The sequence below is a fragment of the Microbacterium sp. X-17 genome, from assembly GCF_039615055.1.
In genome coordinates, this window is record NZ_JBDHNI010000011.1 from 21,666 (window position 1) to 39,067 (window position 17,402).

Consider the following 17,402-nt stretch of genomic DNA (forward strand, 5'->3'; position numbering starts at 1 on the left):
TATCGTTACATATCCAGAGGGCGTTCGCAACCTCCGTGATGAAAACGAAACGGAGGGTGCACCGCTCGCGGTATACACCCTCCGATTCTGAGCCGATTGTTGCTCATTCAGCGGGGATCGGCTCCCCAGTCGTCCAGTCCTCGAAGCCGGCGCCGTTCCAACGCCGCGGCCGATCGAAGTCTTCGCGGGCGTAGTTCGGGGTGACCAGGTAGGACTCGCGCGGAAGGGTGGGTCGCGCCCAGCGGATCCCGTTTGCCAAGACTCTCTGGATGCCGCGATCGTGGTAAACCGGGTAGGCCTCGTCTCCAGGACTGAAGTAGAACACCCGGCCGAAACCGCGACTGTAGGTCACTCCGCTGCGGAAGACTTCACCGCCGCTGAAGCTGCTAATGAAAACCAGCTCATCCGGCTCGGGGATGTCGAAGAACTCGCCGTACATCTCCTGGCCGGGAACGATGAGCGGCTGCGGAATACCGTCCGTGATGGGGTGACGCGGGGCGACCGTCCAGACCAATTCGCGGTCCCCGTCGTTGCGCCACCGGAGGCTGCAGGTTGTGCCCATGAGGCGCCGGAAGATCTTGGAGTGGTGACCCGAGTGGAGGACGAGGATGCCCATACCCTCCAGGACGTGACGATGGATGCGTTCAACGACCACGTCGTCGACGTCGTCGTGGGCGATGTGGCCCCACCAGAGCAGGACATCCGTGGACGCGAGCACCTCCTCCGAGAGACCGTGCTCAGGTTCGTCGAGCACATGCGTGGCAACGGTCGCGCTGTCACCCAGCAACGAGCGGACGCCGGCGGCGATGGTCTCGTGCATTCCGTCGGGGTAGATCTTCTGGACCGCGGCGTTGATCTTCTCGTGCCGGTTCTCACCCCAGACCACGACATGGATCGGTGCGGTTGCGTTCATACTCGTTCTCTCTCTTCCGTGATCTCGTTTGCGTCGACGGATCCCCACTGGCCCGTCGAGATTCCTGAGTGTGCGCTCCCCCAGCTGTGTAGCGCCGCGAGCACGTCCTCAGCGGGCTCCTCGTCAAGCGCCTTTCGGTAGGCGGCATCGAGAAGGTCCGCGATGACCACGCGACGACCACCGTCGTCGCTGGAGGCGATCGCCGCCTCGACCATCGCCAGGCTCAGAACGTTCTCTCGAACCTCGTTCTGAGGTGTCGCACCCGTGCGAATCGCGTTCACGAATTCGGCGAGAGAGCCGGCAAGCTCTTCATCGCCGTCTGGCACGTCGACGGCGAGGCCAGGCGAGTCGACCGTGAGGCTCACGTCGCCGTCCCACGCTGCCGCCCCTCGTTGGCTCTGCACACGCCAGCTGCCGTTCCAGGACGTGCCGAGTCCCGGCGTGCATCGGCTGCCTGAGTAGATGAAATGCGCGCCGGACACCAGCTCGAAGTCCGCGGTGGCGCAGGCGTCGCCCTGGAACCAGCTCCAGGCGGGGTTCCAGGTGGTGCACTGCACACTTATCGGTTCGTCGCCGGTCACGAAACGGAACGCGTCGAAATGGTGGATAGACATGTCCACGAGCAGCGGGTGCGCCATCTGCTCTCGGAATCCCGGCTCGTGGTCCTCATGGAAGAACTCGGTCGTCACGGCGGTAAGCGTGCCGAGGTGAGCGACTGCCTGGCGGAGCGCGGTGAGGTGGTTGAAGTAGCGGCGGGACTGACTCACCATGAGGAGTTGCCCCGTGACGTCCGCGAGCGCGACCTGGCGCAGCGCCGCGGACAACGTGGGAGCGAGGGGCTTCTCGCAGAGGACAGGGAGTCCGAGTCGAAGCGCCTGCTCATTGACGGCGCGGTGGGCGTTCGGCACAGTGACATTGATGACAGCTTGAGCATCCGACAGACGAGCGACTTCGGTGAGGTCGGTTCCGACCATGGCATCGGTGGCGAGATCCTGCGAGACCCGGTGTGCGAGGTCGTGGTCGAGGTCGACGATCCCGACCAGACGCGCGGAGCGGTTGGAGCTGAGCAGGCTCGCCCATTCGCGGCCCATCGCCCCTGCTCCGACGATGACGACGCGCAGTCTTTCAGTCATGCTTCGTTCCTTCAGAGATGATGCGGAACATGGCTGCGGTCGGGAGGCCTTCTGGACGGGAGATGTGCAGCGAACCGGGTGTCGCATCGACGTTCCAGCCGGAGGCGAGCTCCTCCGAGGGGTACACGCGTTGTAGTTGTGGTGACGTACCTCCGGAACATCGAATCGGGATCTTGACCTCTGGATCGGCCCCGGGGAGTGCCCAGACGATCAGTAGTTGCTCGTCAGCCGATGCGCCCTCTCCTTGGAACCCCACCGCCACCCACGAGTCGTCCCAGTCGGGGAAACCCAGCGGGAAGAACGGCACCGCGGTAGCGATGAAGTGCTTCGTGGCGTTGTGCGCCTGCACTCCCGCCCGCACGATGCTCAGCTGGTGCTCGCTCATGGCGCTGAGGACACCCGCCAGGTAAAGTCGTCCGGCGAGTCCCACGGTCATCGCGAATGCGATCTCCTGATCGGTCATCTCCGGCTGCGGATACGCCCAGTTGCCGGATTGTTCCGGGAGGATTTGCGCGAGCGATCCCACGGCGACCGCCGGATAAGCCAACGGATTCTCTTGGTCTGAAGTGGACGCGATGTGCAGTTCACCCAGCATGGCGAAGTCAGTACGCCCACCCCCGCCCGAGCAGCTCTCGATGAGGAGGTCGGGGTAGCGGTCGAGAACGCCGCGGATCCAGGTGAGGAGAGCCCGGTTGTTCTGCAGGAGACCGTCGCCGAGGGAGTCTGCGTCGCGGTCGAGCCCGGTGCCCGGTGTGGTGTTGTAATCGAACTTGAAGTAGGCCGCACCGTATTCGCCGATCATCCGATCGACCGAGGCGTCCAGGTGCGCAAGTGCTGCTGGGCTACGCATGTCCAGGAAGTAGCGGTCGTTTACGTTGACCCGAACATCGTCTCGCGTGATGAAGGCGTCGTCCGGTAGGTCCTGGGCCGCTTTGGAGGCGACCCCGATGACTTCAGGCTCCATCCAGAGCCCCGGGACCATGCCGCGGCGGCGGATATGCGAGAGAACGTTTGCGAGCCCTGACGGGAAGCGCGTGGTCGAGGCTTCCCAGTCGCCGACGGCGTTCCACCAACCGTCGTCATCGTCGTACCAGCCGGCGTCGACGCAGAAGTAGTCGGCGCCGACGGCTGCGGCGGCGTCGATCAGCGGCAACAGCTTGTCCTCGGTCGGGTCGCCAACGAGGGTGTTCATGTAGTCGTTGAAGATCACCGGCAGAGTGCCGTCCTGCGGACGACGTCTGCGAGCGGCGCGGCGGTGCCGGGCGAGATTGCCGAGTGCCGCGTCGAGCGAGGCACCGATCGTGAAGGTTGCGGAAACGGTTCGGAAGCTGTCCCCTTGCTGCAGCACCTTTGACCACGAATGACGGCTCTCGGTGGGTCCGGCGACGATGACGTACGCACCATCGTGGCTGGAATCGCCCTGCATGACCCCCGCGGGGTGCGGGGAGCGCACACGCCGGTCGGGAGGGGTGATGCCGCGGGCGCGGTCGGCGAGTTCGCCGACCTCCCACATCCAGCCTCCGTTGTGCTCCACCTGCCAGGCCAACGTAGTGCCGCTCTTACGGTTCACCAGGGCGCCGGCTGGAGCGTGGCTGAGGGTCGAGCGTGAGCCGAATCCAGACACCTGCCATCCGGACCAGGAGAACTCACCCCGTTCGTGCGGATCGATGTTCCTCAGGCCCGGCGTCCGCAGGGGACGAGGGGACCAGCGGCCTTCTGCGCGTGGGGAGTTGGCGCCGCTCCAGATGTCGAGACTTGCAAGGTCATCGCTGATCACAGCGGCGGTAGCGAAGCTGGCCACGTGCTGCAACCGCACCGGTCGCGCGCCCCTTGCGAGGCTGACGACGTTCGTACTGCGTACCGCCGGCGACCCCTTCACGACCTCGAGAACCGAGTCGACGACGATGCCTGTGAGGTCATCACGCTGGGTGATCGTGAGGCGATCGAGGGTTTCGTCGCGGTCGATCCGATGTTCGACGTACGTGAGACGCTTTCCGATAGGCGTCTCGATCAGTTTGGACTCGTCGCCACCATGGCCGAACTCTGGAATCGCGATTTCGACAAGCGGCTGGCGTGCTCGAGCGAGGGTGGCCGTTCGGTCGTCCTTCGCTCCAGAGGTGCGGATATCGATGATTTTCACCGGGCCGCTGCGCAGGGAGAAGTCGAGTTCAAGGCCTGCGTTGGTCCAAGTGAGGTCGGCGGATGACGTGGTCATAGGTGCTGATTCCATGAGAATTGGGGCGAATGGGGCGTGGCGGGTGGCCTCGGACGTCGGAAGACCGTCGGCGATCGCCTACTTCACCGCGCCGACGCGAAGGCCGTCGATGAACTGCTTGTTGAAGATGGTGTACGCGATGAGGATCGGGATAATCGCTATCGTCAGGCCCGCGAATTGGGCACCGAGGTCGAGGCTGGTGTTCGTACGGAAGAGTGAGAGTCCGAGCGGCACCGTGTAGGAATCGGAGTTGGTCATCAGGACCACGGCCAGCGTGAGCTCGTTCCACATGCCGATGCCCTGCAGCAGCGCTACCGTGCCGATGGGACCCCGCATGAGAGGCACGACGATACTCATGAACGTGCGCCCCTCAGATGCTCCGTCGAGTGCGGCGGCTTCGGTGAGCTCGTGGGGGAAGTTGGCGAAGAACGTCCGCATGAGCACCACCGCGAGCGGCAACTGCGCGGCAGCGAGCACCAGGCCCAGACCCCACGGCGAGTTTCGCAGCCCCAGCTGTCCCGCCAAGGTGAAGAGCGGCAGGATGGTGACGACCGGCGGAAGGGTCAGCAGGACCAGGAAGTATCCGCTGCTGATCCTGGTGGCCACGTTCGTCTTGCGCGCCAGGTAGTAGCCGGCGAGCGTCGCCCCGATGGTGCAGAGGATGATGCCCAGGATCGTCGAGATCGCACTGTTGAGCAGGTAGACCGTCATGGGCTGGCCCCCCAGCGTGCCCTGGAAAGACGTGACGTAGTTCTGCAGATACGGAGGAATGGGCAGCCCGAACGGGTTCGTGATGATGTCGGCCTGAGTCTTGAACGACGAGTACACGGCGATCAGAACTGGAATCGCACATAACACGGCCCAAAGGATCACCAGCACGGTGATGACCACCCGACCCGTGCGCTGACCCGACGTTCGGAAGCGATCGGGGTTACGACGCGATGCGCGGATACGGTGCAGGGCTGCTGTCTGGGTGGTCATGAGTTGGCCTTCCGGCGTGAGATGAGCTGGTAGCCGAGGGTCACGATGACGATCAAGATGCACGACACGACGGCTGCTGCGCAGCCGAGTGGGAAGTTCTGGTTCACGAACGCCTGGTTGTAGACGAAGATCGTCAGGGTTTCTGACGCATGGGATGGGCCCCCGCGCGTCATGACCCACGGCATGTCGAACACCTTCAGAGAGAAGATGATCTGGAGCAGGGTCACGGTGGCGATCGTCTCGCGCACATACGGCAGCAGAATGAATCGGGTGCGTTGAAGCGAACTCGCACCGTCGACGGTGCCCGCCTCGATGATCTCCGGTGGCACGTCCTGGAGACTGGTCCAGATGATCGCCATCGGCCACCCTGCCCCCTGGATCACGGCGATCACGGCGATCAGGGGCATGACGACGTTGGGATCGGCGAGCCATGCCTGGTTCAGAGCAGGGTTGATGCTCTTGAGGATGGACTGAAGCCAGCCGACCGAGGGGTCCAGCCCGATAGCCCAGACCACGCCGATGAATGCGATCGGGAGGAATGACGGTGCGAGGATGATGAATCGCCACGCTCCGTGCCCCGGAATCCGGGAATACAGCGCCAGCGCCAGGAGCGTCCCCAGAACGATGGTGCCGACGACGAAGATGACCGCGTACACGAACGTGTTCAGTAGTGTCGTGTAGAACACCGAGTCGTTGAAGAGATGGACGTAGTTGTCGAATCCGAATGCGGTGGCACCGTTCGCTGCGGTGACGGAGAACGAGGTGATGACCGTCGAGATCGCCGGGTAGCTGAACAGGATGGCGCTAAGGACGATCGCGAGCCCGAGGTAGAGGCCCCCGGGCAGTGCCCTCCTGATACGGGAGGGCACTGCCTGGCGCTGCGGCCGTTGCGGGCGTTGCGTCTTTGTTGCGGTTACCGAGGTCATGAGATCTACGCCCCTGCGGCGATGCTCCCCGCGGCGGCGGACGGCGACTGCTGACCGGCGATGACGGCGACGATGGCGTTGTCGATGGTGCTGATGAGGTCGGCCTTGGTGACCTGCTCCAGCGCATACGGTGCCGCACCGTCGGAGTTGAGCGTCTTGGCGAGGCTGGTCAGGATCGGGTCGGTACCGGTGGGCGCCTTCAGGTCGGCTCGCACGGGGATACCGTGCTGCCAGATCCCCGCATAGTTCGCCATGAACGCCAGGAACTCAGTGGCCTCCTTGACGTGCTTGGAACCGGACGACACGGCGAGCGAGTCGACGGTGGACAGGACGATCTTCTGCGAGTCTCCCGATGCGATCGGCATCTGGAACCATCCGATGTTCATGCTCGGGTTGCCCTGCCGCAGGGCTCCGACGGCCCAGGTGCCCTCCATCTCCATGCCGGACTTGCCAGCGGAGAACGTCGCCTCGGCGACCGAAGACGCTGCGGTTCCCGCGGAGCTCCCACCGGCGAAGATGCCCTTGCTCTTCCAGTCGGAGACAACTTGGAGGGCCTTCTCCACGCAGGCGTCCTTCCATCCGGAGGTGTCTCCGCTCGCGATCTTCTTCTCCCAGGGGGCTCCGCACATGCTGGAGAAGACGGGGGCGAAGTAGCGGTACGCCGCGCTGCCATCACCCATACCCGCTGCCAGCGGATCGATGCCCGCCTTCTTGAGCTTGTCGCTGATCGCGTAGAACTCGTCCATCGTCACGACGGTCTGGTTCGGGTCGGCGATTCCAGCCTTCTTGAACAGATCCTTGTTGTAATAGATCACCGGCACGGCCACGCCGCCGACGGAGACCGCGTATTGGTGACCGTTCTGCGTGTATTGCTGCTTGACGCTCGCCGAGACATTCTTGTTCAGCCCCGAGGATTCCCAGGCGCTGTCGAGAGGCGCGAGGAGACCGTCCTTGACGAACGACGGGTAGTGATCCGCGTCGATCGGAACTGCGCTGATGTCGGGAGTGTCCGCTGTCTTGAAGAGCCCGGGGATCTTCGTCCAGTACGTGCCGTCGGTGATCGCATTCAGTTTGAGGGTGACATTGGGGTGCGTCTTCTTGAACTCGTCGCCGGCGGACTGGACGAACTTCCAGTCCGACCACACGTTCGCGGTCAACGTGATGGGCTGACCGGTACCAGCGGAGCTGTTGTTGCTGGCGCAACCCGTGAGGACCCCGGCTGCTGCGATCGCGACCGCGCCGATGGCGATCGCGGTACGCCCGACGTTGCGCGACTTCAGGCTTCGGCCTGCCTCGCGGATCGGGGTGTGAATGCTTCTCTGCATGTCTGAACTCACCTTCGAGTAACACGTCCTATCAGGGACGAGTGATGCCGGATCGGGTTTCGGTGCGTCTCCGTCTCAACTCCCTTTAACAAGAAGGACTAACGTTGATCAAATTGCAATGACTAACGTTGATCAATCTGCGAAACGGAGGTAAGTTTCGACTGGCACGAACGTAAACCACTTTACGTCGTAATGTCAAGACATGAAGATAAACATGTGAAGATCGGCACCGAAGCGTCGGCCCGTCCCGGCGCCTGAAACACAGGAGCAATGATGCATTCCATCTCCCCCGCTACTCGACACCCCAATCGCACCCCTCTCGAATAGGCTGCGGAGCGATGAGAGCCCACAGAGATGACCGTCCGCCGACAATTCACGACGTCGCGCGAGAGGCAGGCGTGTCCCTCCCGACCGTGTCGAGGGTCCTCACTGGATCAACCCCGGTCTCGGAGAAACGACGCAATCAGGTCCTGGACGCGATGAAGCGGATCGGGTACCGACCAAACGGTGCGGCTCGCGCGCTCGTTCAGGGGCGCCAGCCGATCATCGGCGTCGTGACGCCCGACGTCACGTACGGTTCGAGCGAGATGATCCGAGCCATCGAGCGCGAAGCGCGTCGCGCCGGTTACGTCGTCTCAGTCACGGTCGTGGACCCCTACGACCTCACGAGGATCGACACCTCGCTAGATGTTCTGCTCGCCCAGCCCATCGCGGGCGTCGTCGTACTCGACTTCGACCGCTACGACCTCAAGGAACTCACCACGAAGCTCGGGGGCGTCCCGCTCTCGACCATCAGCTCCACGAACGACGACGAGCAGCGGCACATCGTGGTCGACGACCGCCTCGCCGCACGGACACTCACCGAACACCTCCTATCGCTGGGCCACAAGACGGTGCACCATGTGAGCTTCCCAGGCCCCCACGGCCGAATTCACCCACGTGAACTGGGCTGGCGAGATGCACTGACTGCAGCCAACGCTCCGATCCCCGTGCCTGTTCAGATCGCCGCAGCGGTCGAAGGCGAACGACTGATCGACGCCGGCCGATCGTCGGTCGAAGACCTACTGCGCGACCCAAGTCTGACCGCCGTCTTCTGCGCCAACGATCAGATCGCGTTCGGCGTCTCACGCACGCTGGCCCAGCGCGGATTCATCGTCCCGGACGATGTAAGCGTGGTCGGGATGGACGACGAGATCATCGCCGAGTACTGGACGCCCGCGCTCACGACGTATCGACTCGACTTCGACTGGGCCGGCGCAGCCGCCATACGCATCCTGCTCCAGCCGGCGGGAGTCGACGGAACGACGGTATCGTCCACCTTCGGGATCAAAGTGCGCCAATCCACCACGAAACCTCGCCAGGGGCCACTGCCTGGAAGAACCCCCATCGGCGCCCACTGACCGGACGCCAGGTCAGCCGAAGAAGACCCGCCCTGAGCGTTTTCGCCTCGTCCGGAAGCCCGATTGTCTTCAAATGGCGAGCTGAAGCCGCTCAGGTAACTGGGCTTTACGCCACCGCATTTCGAATCGCTGCCTCGTCGCGCTTGAGGGCCGTTCCCCGATCTATCAACGCGCTTACCCCCACGCTGGACGCGCCGCGCAGACTAAGAACTCGATGGTTCGACGCAGCCACGACATTCAAGCCCGTAGAGATCGCCGGAACGCTACGCGAGTAGATGCTCTCACGCGTTCCAGCAACCAAGTGATCGCCGAGCTGGCTTGCCCGCCCGCCAAGAACGATAACCTCCGGTGCGAGAGTCGTGACGAGCCCGAGGAGGGCCTCACCAATGAATCGGCCGGCCTGTCTGAGTTCTGCGGTTACTAGCGGGTTGCCCTCCATCGCCAGCGTTGCGACGCCTTCAATGTTTTCGACAGGTAGTCCCAGCGCTGCTACGTTTCGGACGATCGCATCCGCGCTGGCGTACTGAGTGACACAGGTCCGCTGGCCGCATGAGCACGGCTCACCATGGTTTGCAGAAACGGGGTTGTGTCCGATCTCGCCCGCGAGCCCCATTCTTCCGCGGACTAGCTTGCCGTCGATGAGGATCCCTGCACCGATACCCCGTGCGATCTTAACAAACACATAGGACCCATTGGGCCTGCCGGCGCTTTCCCAACTTCCAATGACCATGAGATTGGCGTCGTTTTCGAGAAGAGTCGGGATGCCCAAAGCGGCTTCGACCTCGTCTCGAACACCGACGCTGATCCAGCCAGGCATCGCGCTCGCGTCCACGAGCGGGTTCGCCAGGTCCACTGGACCGGGCTTTCCAATGACGACCATCTTTACGTCAGAACGATCGCGTCCAAGCGAATCTAAGAGTGCGTCCAGGTAGTCGGACGCTCCGTCGCTCACCTGCTGTGCCTGCTCTGTTGAGTGCTCGCGCTCGAACGCTACTAGGCGCGTAACGACGGGATTCCGATCGAGATCAGTCAGCGCTGTCAGCACCTGCGATTGCCCAAAACTCAGGACAAAGATCAGCGGGCCGTCCAGGTTGAGTTGATACGAAGTCGAGGGTCGCCCTCTGCCTTCGGCAGCGCCCGAAGGGAACATCTCGACGACCCAGCCTGCCGCGATGAGTTCATTCAACCGCTGGGTGACAGTCGCTCGCGCCCACCCCGTCTCGGCAGAAACCGCAGCCCTGCTGACAGTGCCCTGCTCGTGAATGAGTCGCAGGACCCGCTTGTGATCGTCAGTGATTTCTGTCACAGGCTGATCTTAATCACTCATTTATGCAATTCGCAAGTCGTAAATAAATCAATATTGACATTATTGCGAACATGGATGTACAAAAGTCGTATGCCAGTCACTGAAGACTTCTCCGAGATTCCCGACGCCAAATCCGTCGCCATCATCGGATGCGGAAACATCGCACGCCGTTACGTCGAGGGCATGAGCCGCTACGACTCGATCCAACTCGTCGGCGTCGCCGACGTGATGCAAGAACTCGCCAACACTCTTGCCGCGGAGGCGGGGGTTGTCGCATACCCGTCGGTCGAAGCACTCCTCGCCGATCCGGACGTGGACATCGTCGTGAACATCACCCCACCCACTGTCCACGCGGCACTGACGATCCAGGCCCTAGAAGCGGGCAAGAACGTCTACGTCGAGAAGCCCATTGCGGCCACACTGGCGGACGCAAAGAACATGGTGGAGACCGCGAACCGACTTGGAAGGACCCTCGCAGTCGCCCCCGATACGTTCCTCGGCAGCGCCGGCCAGACGGCCCGTGCAGCGATCGACCGAGGAGACGTCGGGGCGATCATCGGCGCAACCGCCTTCGTTACGCATTCGAAGGCCGAAAAATGGCACCCCAACCCGACCTTCCTGTTTCAACCCGGCGGCGGTCCGGCCCTCGACCTCGGCCCCTACTACGTGACAGAGCTGGTCCAGCTTCTTGGCCCAATCGAGACCGTGACAGCGTTCACCCGCATCGGGACTGACACCCGTACGGTCACCGCACCGGACCGCAAGGTCGAGAGTGTAGCGGTGCATGTTGCCACCCACGGCAGCGCCACCCTCCGCTTCGCCTCAGGGGCGATTGGCACGCTGGTTTTGAGCTTCGACATCTGGGACTCAGGCCTCCCCAAGATCGAGATCTACGGCGATCGCGGAACCGTCACACTTCCCGACCCGAACGAGTTCGACGGCGACGTCACCTTGCGCGGACACTATGACGACGAATGGACCGTCCTTGAGCCGATCTTCTCACCCTCGGGAACTCCCTGCACCTACGACCAGCTCCTGCGCGGCCCGGGGGTCGCCGACCTGGCTGCCGCGCTGGACGGCGGCCCACTCCGCGTCTCCGCCGAACTCGCTTTCCATGTGCTTGAGGTACTGGAAGCGATTCAGACATCAAGCGACAGCGGCGGAACCCCTGTCTCGATCGAAAGCCGCCCCACACGGCCAGCTCCACTGACCGCCCCGACCACAGCAGTTCGCGCACGCTAAGCGCGGGCCTACACTCCCACCAAGAAAGGTCAATGATGACTAGATTCCGATCGCGCCGCATGCGCGCGCTGATCCTTGCGGCGGTTCCCGTCGCAGCTACAGCCCTCATTCTCTCCGGATGCGGACGCTCAGCCACCGACGCTGGAGGATCCAACACCACAACCGTCAACAGCTCGCCCGCCAAGGGCACGCTCGAGTTCTGGGCGCCCGGTGCGGACGGCGCTGACCTTCCAAAGCTGTGGAGGAAGTTCGAACAGGACAACCCTGGCGTCAAGATCAACCTGACGCAGGTGCCGAGCGCTGACTTCGCGTCCAAGATGACTGCCGCCATCGCATCCGGGACTGTCCCGGACGCTGTGTTCATCACTACCGAGGACCAGCCCGGAATTCTTGCGACCGGCGGCTTCGAGGCCGTCCCGAACAATCTCGTGAAGAAGGGCGACTTCTTCAACGCGTCCTGGGACGCCAGCGTCGTCAACGGCACCCAGTACGGAGTGCCGTGGTACACATACGCTCAGGTCATCCAGTACCGCAAGGACCTGGCCGAGAAGGCAGGGCTGAAGGCCCCCACCGACTGGAACAGTCTGAAGTCGTTCGCCGAAAGCCTCAAATCGCAAGGTACGCAGAACCCTCTCGCCCTCGCGGTTGGCTACGACATCTACACGGCCCAGGAGATCAACGTCTTCGCTCACCAGAATGGTGGCGGGTTCATCTCCGCCGACAACAAGAAGTGGACGATCAACACCAAAGCGAATGTGGAGGCGCTGGATTTCTGGTCGTCCCTGATTAAGAGCGGACTCGCATCTGCGGACGGACCATCGTTCCTGGACACCGTGCCGAACTTTGTCAAGGGCACCAACGCCGTGGAGTACAACGGCCCGTGGTTCCCTGGATGGCTTGACCAGGCTGCGGGAACTGGCTGGAGTGCGAAGAATGTCGAGCTGTCTGTTCCTCCAGCGGGACCTTCCGGTGACAAAGCGGCCGTCGTCGGCGGTGGCAGCCTGTTCGTCCTCAAGGGGGCAAAGAACGCAGACGCTGCATGGAAGCTCGTCCGCTACATGGCCCAGCCGGATACACAGGTGGATTGGTACACGATTTTCGGCAACCTGCCCGCAAACAGCAAGGCGTGGAATACAACCACGATCAAGAACGCGCCCTATATCGACACCATTCGCAAGTCGATCGAGATTGGCTTCGGAACTCCGCAGTCCTCGACCTGGGGACAGGTCGGCAAGATCATCGCCCAGGAGGCCGAACAGGTCGCCCGCGGCCAGATCACCGCGAAAGCCGCTCTCGACGCGGCCCAGTCGCAGGCCGACTCCATCGGAACCGGAAACAAGTAGGTCGATCGAATGACCACGACCCAGAACCCGGGAGGGCAGGCCACCGGTCTGCCCTCCCGGGCCCCCCGACCAACAAATTCGCCTTCGAGTTCAACACCCGCTCCGCGACCGCGTCGTCAGAAGCGCGACTCCCAAGCACGGACGGCCTGGCTGTTCCTTACGCCGTTCATCGTGATCTTCGTACTCCTAACGCTGATCCCCGTGATCGTCGCGCTGGTGATGAGCACAACCGACATGCGGGCAACAGATCTCCGCAACCCGTTCAATGTCAACTTTGTCGGACTGGACAACTTCACCCACATCCTAACCAACGCCGAATTCCTCCGCTCGGTCTTGAACACCGGACTGTTCGTCCTCTTCTGCGTTCCCCTCACCATGGGCATCGGCTTCGTGCTAGCCCTGATCCTCAACCGGGGCATCCAGAAACTAAAGACCCTGTTCCGTGCGGCGATCTACCTCCCGGTGATCACGAACATCGTCGCCGCCGCCGTAATCTGGCAATACGCATTCACGCCGACCGGGCCAGCCAACGCGGCACTCAGCACCATCGGGATCAAGGGCCCCAACTGGCTCGGCGACCCCGGCTGGGCGTTCGCGCTCGTCGTCATCCTGGGTGTGTGGCGCACGATCGGAACCTGCATGGTTCTCTACTTGGCTGGTCTTCAGGCGGTTCCACCGGAGGTCTACGAAGCGGCCTCAATCGACGGCGCCAGCCGAACCCGTCAGCTCTTCTCCGTCACTCTGCCGCTGCTGCGGCCGACCACGCTCCTCGTGTCCGTCCTGATGACAGTGTCCTTCCTCAACATCTTCGAGGAGCCGTTCCTGCTCACCAACGGCGGCCCGCTGGGCGCGACCCGCTCCATCGCGGTGTGGGTGTACGAGCAGTTCGGCTTCGGCAACACCGCCGTCTCCATGGCTGGATCGTTCCTCCTCCTTCTCCTCATCGGCGTCGTCGCGCTGATCCAGTTCCGAGTCCTGAGGCCGAAGCATTGATAAAGACATCCCCTCTCCGCAGCGCGACGATGTACGCCATCCTCGTTTTCGTCGTCGTGCTCATGCTGATCCCGTTCGTCCTGGTGTTCTCCGGATCGTTCAAGACACAAGGCGAGTTCATCGCCGACCCCGGCGCCTGGTTCCCAAAGACCTTCAACTTCGACAACTACGTCACCCTCTTCACCCAGAAGGGATTCGGTGGCTACCTGATCAACAGTGTCATCGTTGCAACCATCGCCGTGCTCGCGAACGTGATCTTCGGCGCCATGGCCGGCTATGCCCTTGCGAAGTTGAACTTCAAGGGCCGCCAGCTCATGTTCGTCGCCGTGATGGGTGCGATGACCGTCCCCTACGTCGCTGTCTTCGTGCCGCAGTTCTTTATCATCGTGCAGCTGGGGTTGGTCAACACCCTTGCCGGCATCGCGCTGCCGCTGCTGGTGATGCCGATCTCGGTGTTCATCATGCGCCAGTTCGCGTATTCAGTCCCCGACGAGCTGCTCGAAGCCGCCCGAATGGACGGCGCCGGTGAGATCCGAACTTTCGCCACAGTCTTCATCCCTTTGGCGGGGCCAGCCTTGGCCACGGTCAGCATCCTCAGCTTCCTCTACTCGTGGAATTACTTCCTGTGGCCGCTGATCGTGGCCCAATCCCAGAACGTGTACACCGCACCCATCGGCCTCGCCGTCGCTTCCCAGGCGTCGAACACCACCGCGTTCGGACTTCTGCTCGCGGGCGCGGTCGTCGTCCTGCTCCCTGTTCTGATTCTCTTCCTCTTCCTCCAGCGCTACTTCATCCAAGGCGTCGCAACCGCGGGCCTGAAGTAGCCGCCACTACCACCGAAATAGAAATACTAGAGGTACTCTCATGACGCTCTCGCGCGCGCAATTCGCACTCAATGCGATCCAGTGGATCAACATCAAGGAAGATCCAACCAACCCCGACAGTGCGGACCTGTGGCTCTACGGCGACCCCGCCTTCGTAAAGGACTACCCGGGCGTCCTCGGCCAGATTAAGGACGCGGGATTCGAGGCAGTGATGATGGAGGTCCTCGCGACGCAGACGCTGCAGAACTATGCCAGCATGCTCCGCGACGCCGGCCTCAAGCCCGCGCCCGGCTACGCGCAAGTAGCGTTGCCTGGCGACCACGGCCAAAAGCTCCAGCGCGGGAGCAACGAGTGGATCCGCTGGTTCGACGGCGTCCGCCGCAAGGCAGAAGAGAGCAACTACTTCGGCCTCTCCTCCATCTTCATCGCACCTGAGGTCGGCTGGGGCCCCGCCGCGACCAGAACCGGCGTAGCCGCTGCGGTGGGTCACGACTTCGATCAGAACCGCCTCGACTCCGTCGTCGAGATCCTGGCCGAGGCCTGCGAGGTACTCCGCGCCGAAGGCATCCGGCCCGGACTCCACAACCACGTCGGCACCTGGGTCGAGACCCGCGAGGAGATCGACTACGTCCTCGCCAACATCGACAACTCGCTCCTCGGCGCATCATTCGACATCGGCCACCTCGAATGGGCGGGCATCGACGCCGTCGAGATGCTCACCACATATAGCGACCGCCTCGTAGACCTCCACTTCAAGGACCTCAACCTAGAAGTCGCACGCGACAGCCGTGAGAACCCGACCACCTACCGGGCTACCTCCGACCGCGGACTCTTCACCGAGCCCGGCCTCGGCCAGATAGACCTCACCCGTGTCCTCGCTGCACTGCCGGCCGGCTTCGGCGGCTGGGTGATCATCGAAGTCGACCGCGCCACGATGGAGCCCTACCAGAGCGCGCTCCACACAGCTGCTTGGCTCCGCCACACAATCCCCGCCTGACTAGGTATCAGCACTTGATGCCCGTGGCGCATCACAGCAATACGACACGTAAAGAACCCCGACCCAATGGGCCGGGGTTCTTTACGTTCGCCAGTTGGAGTCGGTCCATTTTGAGCAAAGGCAAGCCGGGGCTAGAGATTCTCGGAACGAGACGAAGGGCAAGAACGGGAACCACAGGGAACAGAACGACCAAGGAAATGATCAACGGACAGAACAAGAGAGACAGAAGAGACGAACGAACGAAGGAGCGAGAAGTCAAGACAAAGGGCGAATGCACGCAGGCACTCTTTGAGTTGAATTTTGTTATGTCTCAGGACATGGGTGACGAATCTGCCTCAGGACATCGGTGACACTAGGGCTCTGTTTGGTGGTGACACTTCTCCTCGATCTTTGAGGAATGAGCCGTGTCGAACCCGTTGATCCCCGTGTCCGTCTCGCGATCACCCAGTGGCCACCGGATGCACCGCGAGGGTCGATAACCACCTTCTGCGCCGAGCACGGCATCTCCAGAAAGACCTTCTACGCGATCCGCAAACGCGCCATCGAAGACGGCCCGGCCGCCGCGCTCGAACCACGATCCCGGCGCCCTCGAGCCAGCCCCGCGAAGATCACCGACGAGATCAAACAGCAGGCCATCCAAGTGAGGGCGGCGCTGGAACAGTCCGGCCTGGACCACGGACCGATCAGCGTCCACGACAGGATGCAGCTCCTGCGGATCACCCCGGTTCCCGCGGTGTCCTCCCTGGCCCGGATCTTCCGCGACGCCGGCGTCGCCCGCCTCGAACCACGCAAGCGCCCACGCGCCTCCTACCGCCGGTTCGTCTATCCGGCACCGAACGCGTGCTGGCAGATCGACGCGACCGAATACGTCCTCACCGAGGGACGCAAGTGCGTCATCTTCCAGCTCATCGATGACCACTCCCGTCTCGCCGTCGCCTCCCACGTCGCTTGGACCGAGAGCTCCCAAGACGCGATCACCGTCGTTGCCAAAGCCATCCGCCTCCACGGTGTTCCCCAACGGCTGCTCTCGGATAACGGGATGGCGCTCAACCCCTCCCGGCGCGGGTTCGCCGGCCAACTGACCACCTACCTCGCTCGCTATGGCGTCGAGGCCATCACCGGCAAACCGTTCAAACCGACCACCCAGGGCAAGAACGAGCGCTTCCACCAGACCCTGTTCCGCTACCTCGACAAGCAGCCCATCGCCGCCACCTTGGCCCAGCTGCAGGAGCAGGTCGATGCGTTCGACATCATCTACAACACCCAACGACCCCACCAAGCCCTCCCCGGCCGGATCACCCCGCACCAGGCCTGGCAGGCCACCCCGAAAGCGGAATCACCCAGGCCGCCCGCACACGACTCCCGCCTCGGCCGGCGCGACGACGGCATCCGCGTCAAACTCGTCGACCGCGGCGGCAGCGTCGAGTTCCACGGCATCCGCTTCGGCATCAGCCGCGACTACAGCAAGAAACGAATCGCGATCCTCGACACCGGCCCCACCATCATGTTCTTCGACCTCGACGGCACCCTCATCATCGAACAACCCTGGCCCTCACCCGGCGTCAAATACGTCTCGAACGGCCGACCCCGCGGCCGCCGCCCCGCGCCCAAACCAGACGAAGTGTCACCGATGTCCTGAGACACCAACCGCTTCCGATGTCCTGAGACACTTCCGCTTCCGATGTCCTGAGACAAGACACTTTGAGTTGAATTTCCGATTTGCGCGTCAAAATCGCCTCGTTAACACAACGTGTAGGTATGAGGGGTGGGGTTCAGCGATGGAAGCGCGGCCAGGCTTCACAGG

General features: G+C 62.8%; 13 protein-coding genes and 1 pseudogene. 7 read left to right on the forward strand and 7 right to left on the reverse strand.

The window, feature by feature from the left end; translation table 11 throughout:
• Positions 1-103: 103 nt before the first annotated feature.
• The 6 genes from ABCS02_RS33165 to ABCS02_RS33190 all read right to left on the reverse strand — a co-directional run bounded on the left by ABCS02_RS33165 (position 104) and on the right by ABCS02_RS33190 (position 7,493).
• Entirely contained in the window at positions 104-913 is an 810-nt protein-coding gene (locus tag ABCS02_RS33165) for a ThuA domain-containing protein (protein WP_345839990.1), read from the reverse strand.
• A complete protein-coding gene (locus ABCS02_RS33170) occupies positions 910-2,046 on the reverse strand; it encodes a Gfo/Idh/MocA family oxidoreductase (RefSeq protein ID WP_345839991.1) in 1,137 nt (378 codons plus the stop codon). Before ABCS02_RS33170 ends, ABCS02_RS33165 begins: the two co-directional genes overlap by 4 nt.
• Positions 2,039-4,261: a glycoside hydrolase family 36 protein gene (locus ABCS02_RS33175; RefSeq protein WP_345839992.1), complete on the reverse strand. Its 2,223-nt coding sequence runs from the start codon at positions 4,259-4,261 to the stop codon at positions 2,039-2,041. Before ABCS02_RS33175 ends, ABCS02_RS33170 begins: the two co-directional genes overlap by 8 nt.
• A gap of 78 nt (positions 4,262-4,339) precedes the next feature.
• Positions 4,340-5,242 carry a carbohydrate ABC transporter permease gene (locus ABCS02_RS33180; RefSeq protein ID WP_345839993.1) on the reverse strand — a complete coding sequence of 301 codons (903 nt, stop codon included), beginning with the start codon at positions 5,240-5,242 and terminating at the stop codon, positions 4,340-4,342.
• A complete protein-coding gene (locus tag ABCS02_RS33185; protein WP_345839994.1) occupies positions 5,239-6,168 on the reverse strand; it encodes a sugar ABC transporter permease in 930 nt (309 codons plus the stop codon). The genes ABCS02_RS33180 and ABCS02_RS33185 overlap by 4 nt, the downstream gene beginning before the upstream one ends.
• A gap of 5 nt (positions 6,169-6,173) precedes the next feature.
• Entirely contained in the window at positions 6,174-7,493 is a 1,320-nt protein-coding gene (locus tag ABCS02_RS33190; protein WP_345839995.1) for an ABC transporter substrate-binding protein, read from the reverse strand.
• A gap of 338 nt (positions 7,494-7,831) precedes the next feature.
• On the opposite strand from ABCS02_RS33190, the gene ABCS02_RS33195 reads away from it, so the two are divergent.
• Positions 7,832-8,893, forward strand: a complete 1,062-nt coding sequence (locus tag ABCS02_RS33195) for a LacI family DNA-binding transcriptional regulator (RefSeq protein WP_345839996.1) — start codon at positions 7,832-7,834, stop codon at positions 8,891-8,893.
• Positions 8,894-8,999: 106 nt separating this feature from the next.
• On the opposite strand, the gene ABCS02_RS33200 is transcribed toward ABCS02_RS33195, so the two are convergent.
• Positions 9,000-10,199: an ROK family transcriptional regulator gene (locus ABCS02_RS33200; protein ID WP_345839997.1), complete on the reverse strand. Its 1,200-nt coding sequence runs from the start codon at positions 10,197-10,199 to the stop codon at positions 9,000-9,002.
• A gap of 90 nt (positions 10,200-10,289) precedes the next feature.
• Between ABCS02_RS33200 and ABCS02_RS33205 the strand changes: the two genes are divergently transcribed.
• The 6 genes and pseudogenes from ABCS02_RS33205 to ABCS02_RS33230 all read left to right on the forward strand — a co-directional run.
• Positions 10,290-11,441 (forward strand): Gfo/Idh/MocA family oxidoreductase, encoded by a 1,152-nt coding sequence (locus ABCS02_RS33205; RefSeq protein WP_345839998.1) that lies wholly within the window; start codon positions 10,290-10,292, stop codon positions 11,439-11,441.
• Between the two features lie 59 nt (positions 11,442-11,500).
• On the forward strand, positions 11,501-12,784 hold the full coding sequence (locus tag ABCS02_RS33210; protein ID WP_345839999.1) for an extracellular solute-binding protein: 1,284 nt from the start codon (positions 11,501-11,503) through the stop codon (positions 12,782-12,784).
• A 201-nt stretch (positions 12,785-12,985) separates the two neighbouring features.
• On the forward strand, positions 12,986-13,777 hold the full coding sequence (locus tag ABCS02_RS33215; protein ID WP_345840000.1) for a sugar ABC transporter permease: 792 nt from the start codon (positions 12,986-12,988) through the stop codon (positions 13,775-13,777).
• 29 nt (positions 13,778-13,806) lie between these two features.
• Positions 13,807-14,601 carry a carbohydrate ABC transporter permease gene (locus ABCS02_RS33220; RefSeq protein ID WP_345840001.1) on the forward strand — a complete coding sequence of 265 codons (795 nt, stop codon included), beginning with the start codon at positions 13,807-13,809 and terminating at the stop codon, positions 14,599-14,601.
• 40 nt (positions 14,602-14,641) lie between these two features.
• Positions 14,642-15,598: a sugar phosphate isomerase/epimerase gene (locus ABCS02_RS33225; protein ID WP_345840002.1), complete on the forward strand. Its 957-nt coding sequence runs from the start codon at positions 14,642-14,644 to the stop codon at positions 15,596-15,598.
• A 475-nt stretch (positions 15,599-16,073) separates the two neighbouring features.
• Positions 16,074-17,260, forward strand: a pseudogene (locus ABCS02_RS33230) (DDE-type integrase/transposase/recombinase); the annotation flags it as partial.
• Positions 17,261-17,402 lie beyond the last annotated feature (142 nt).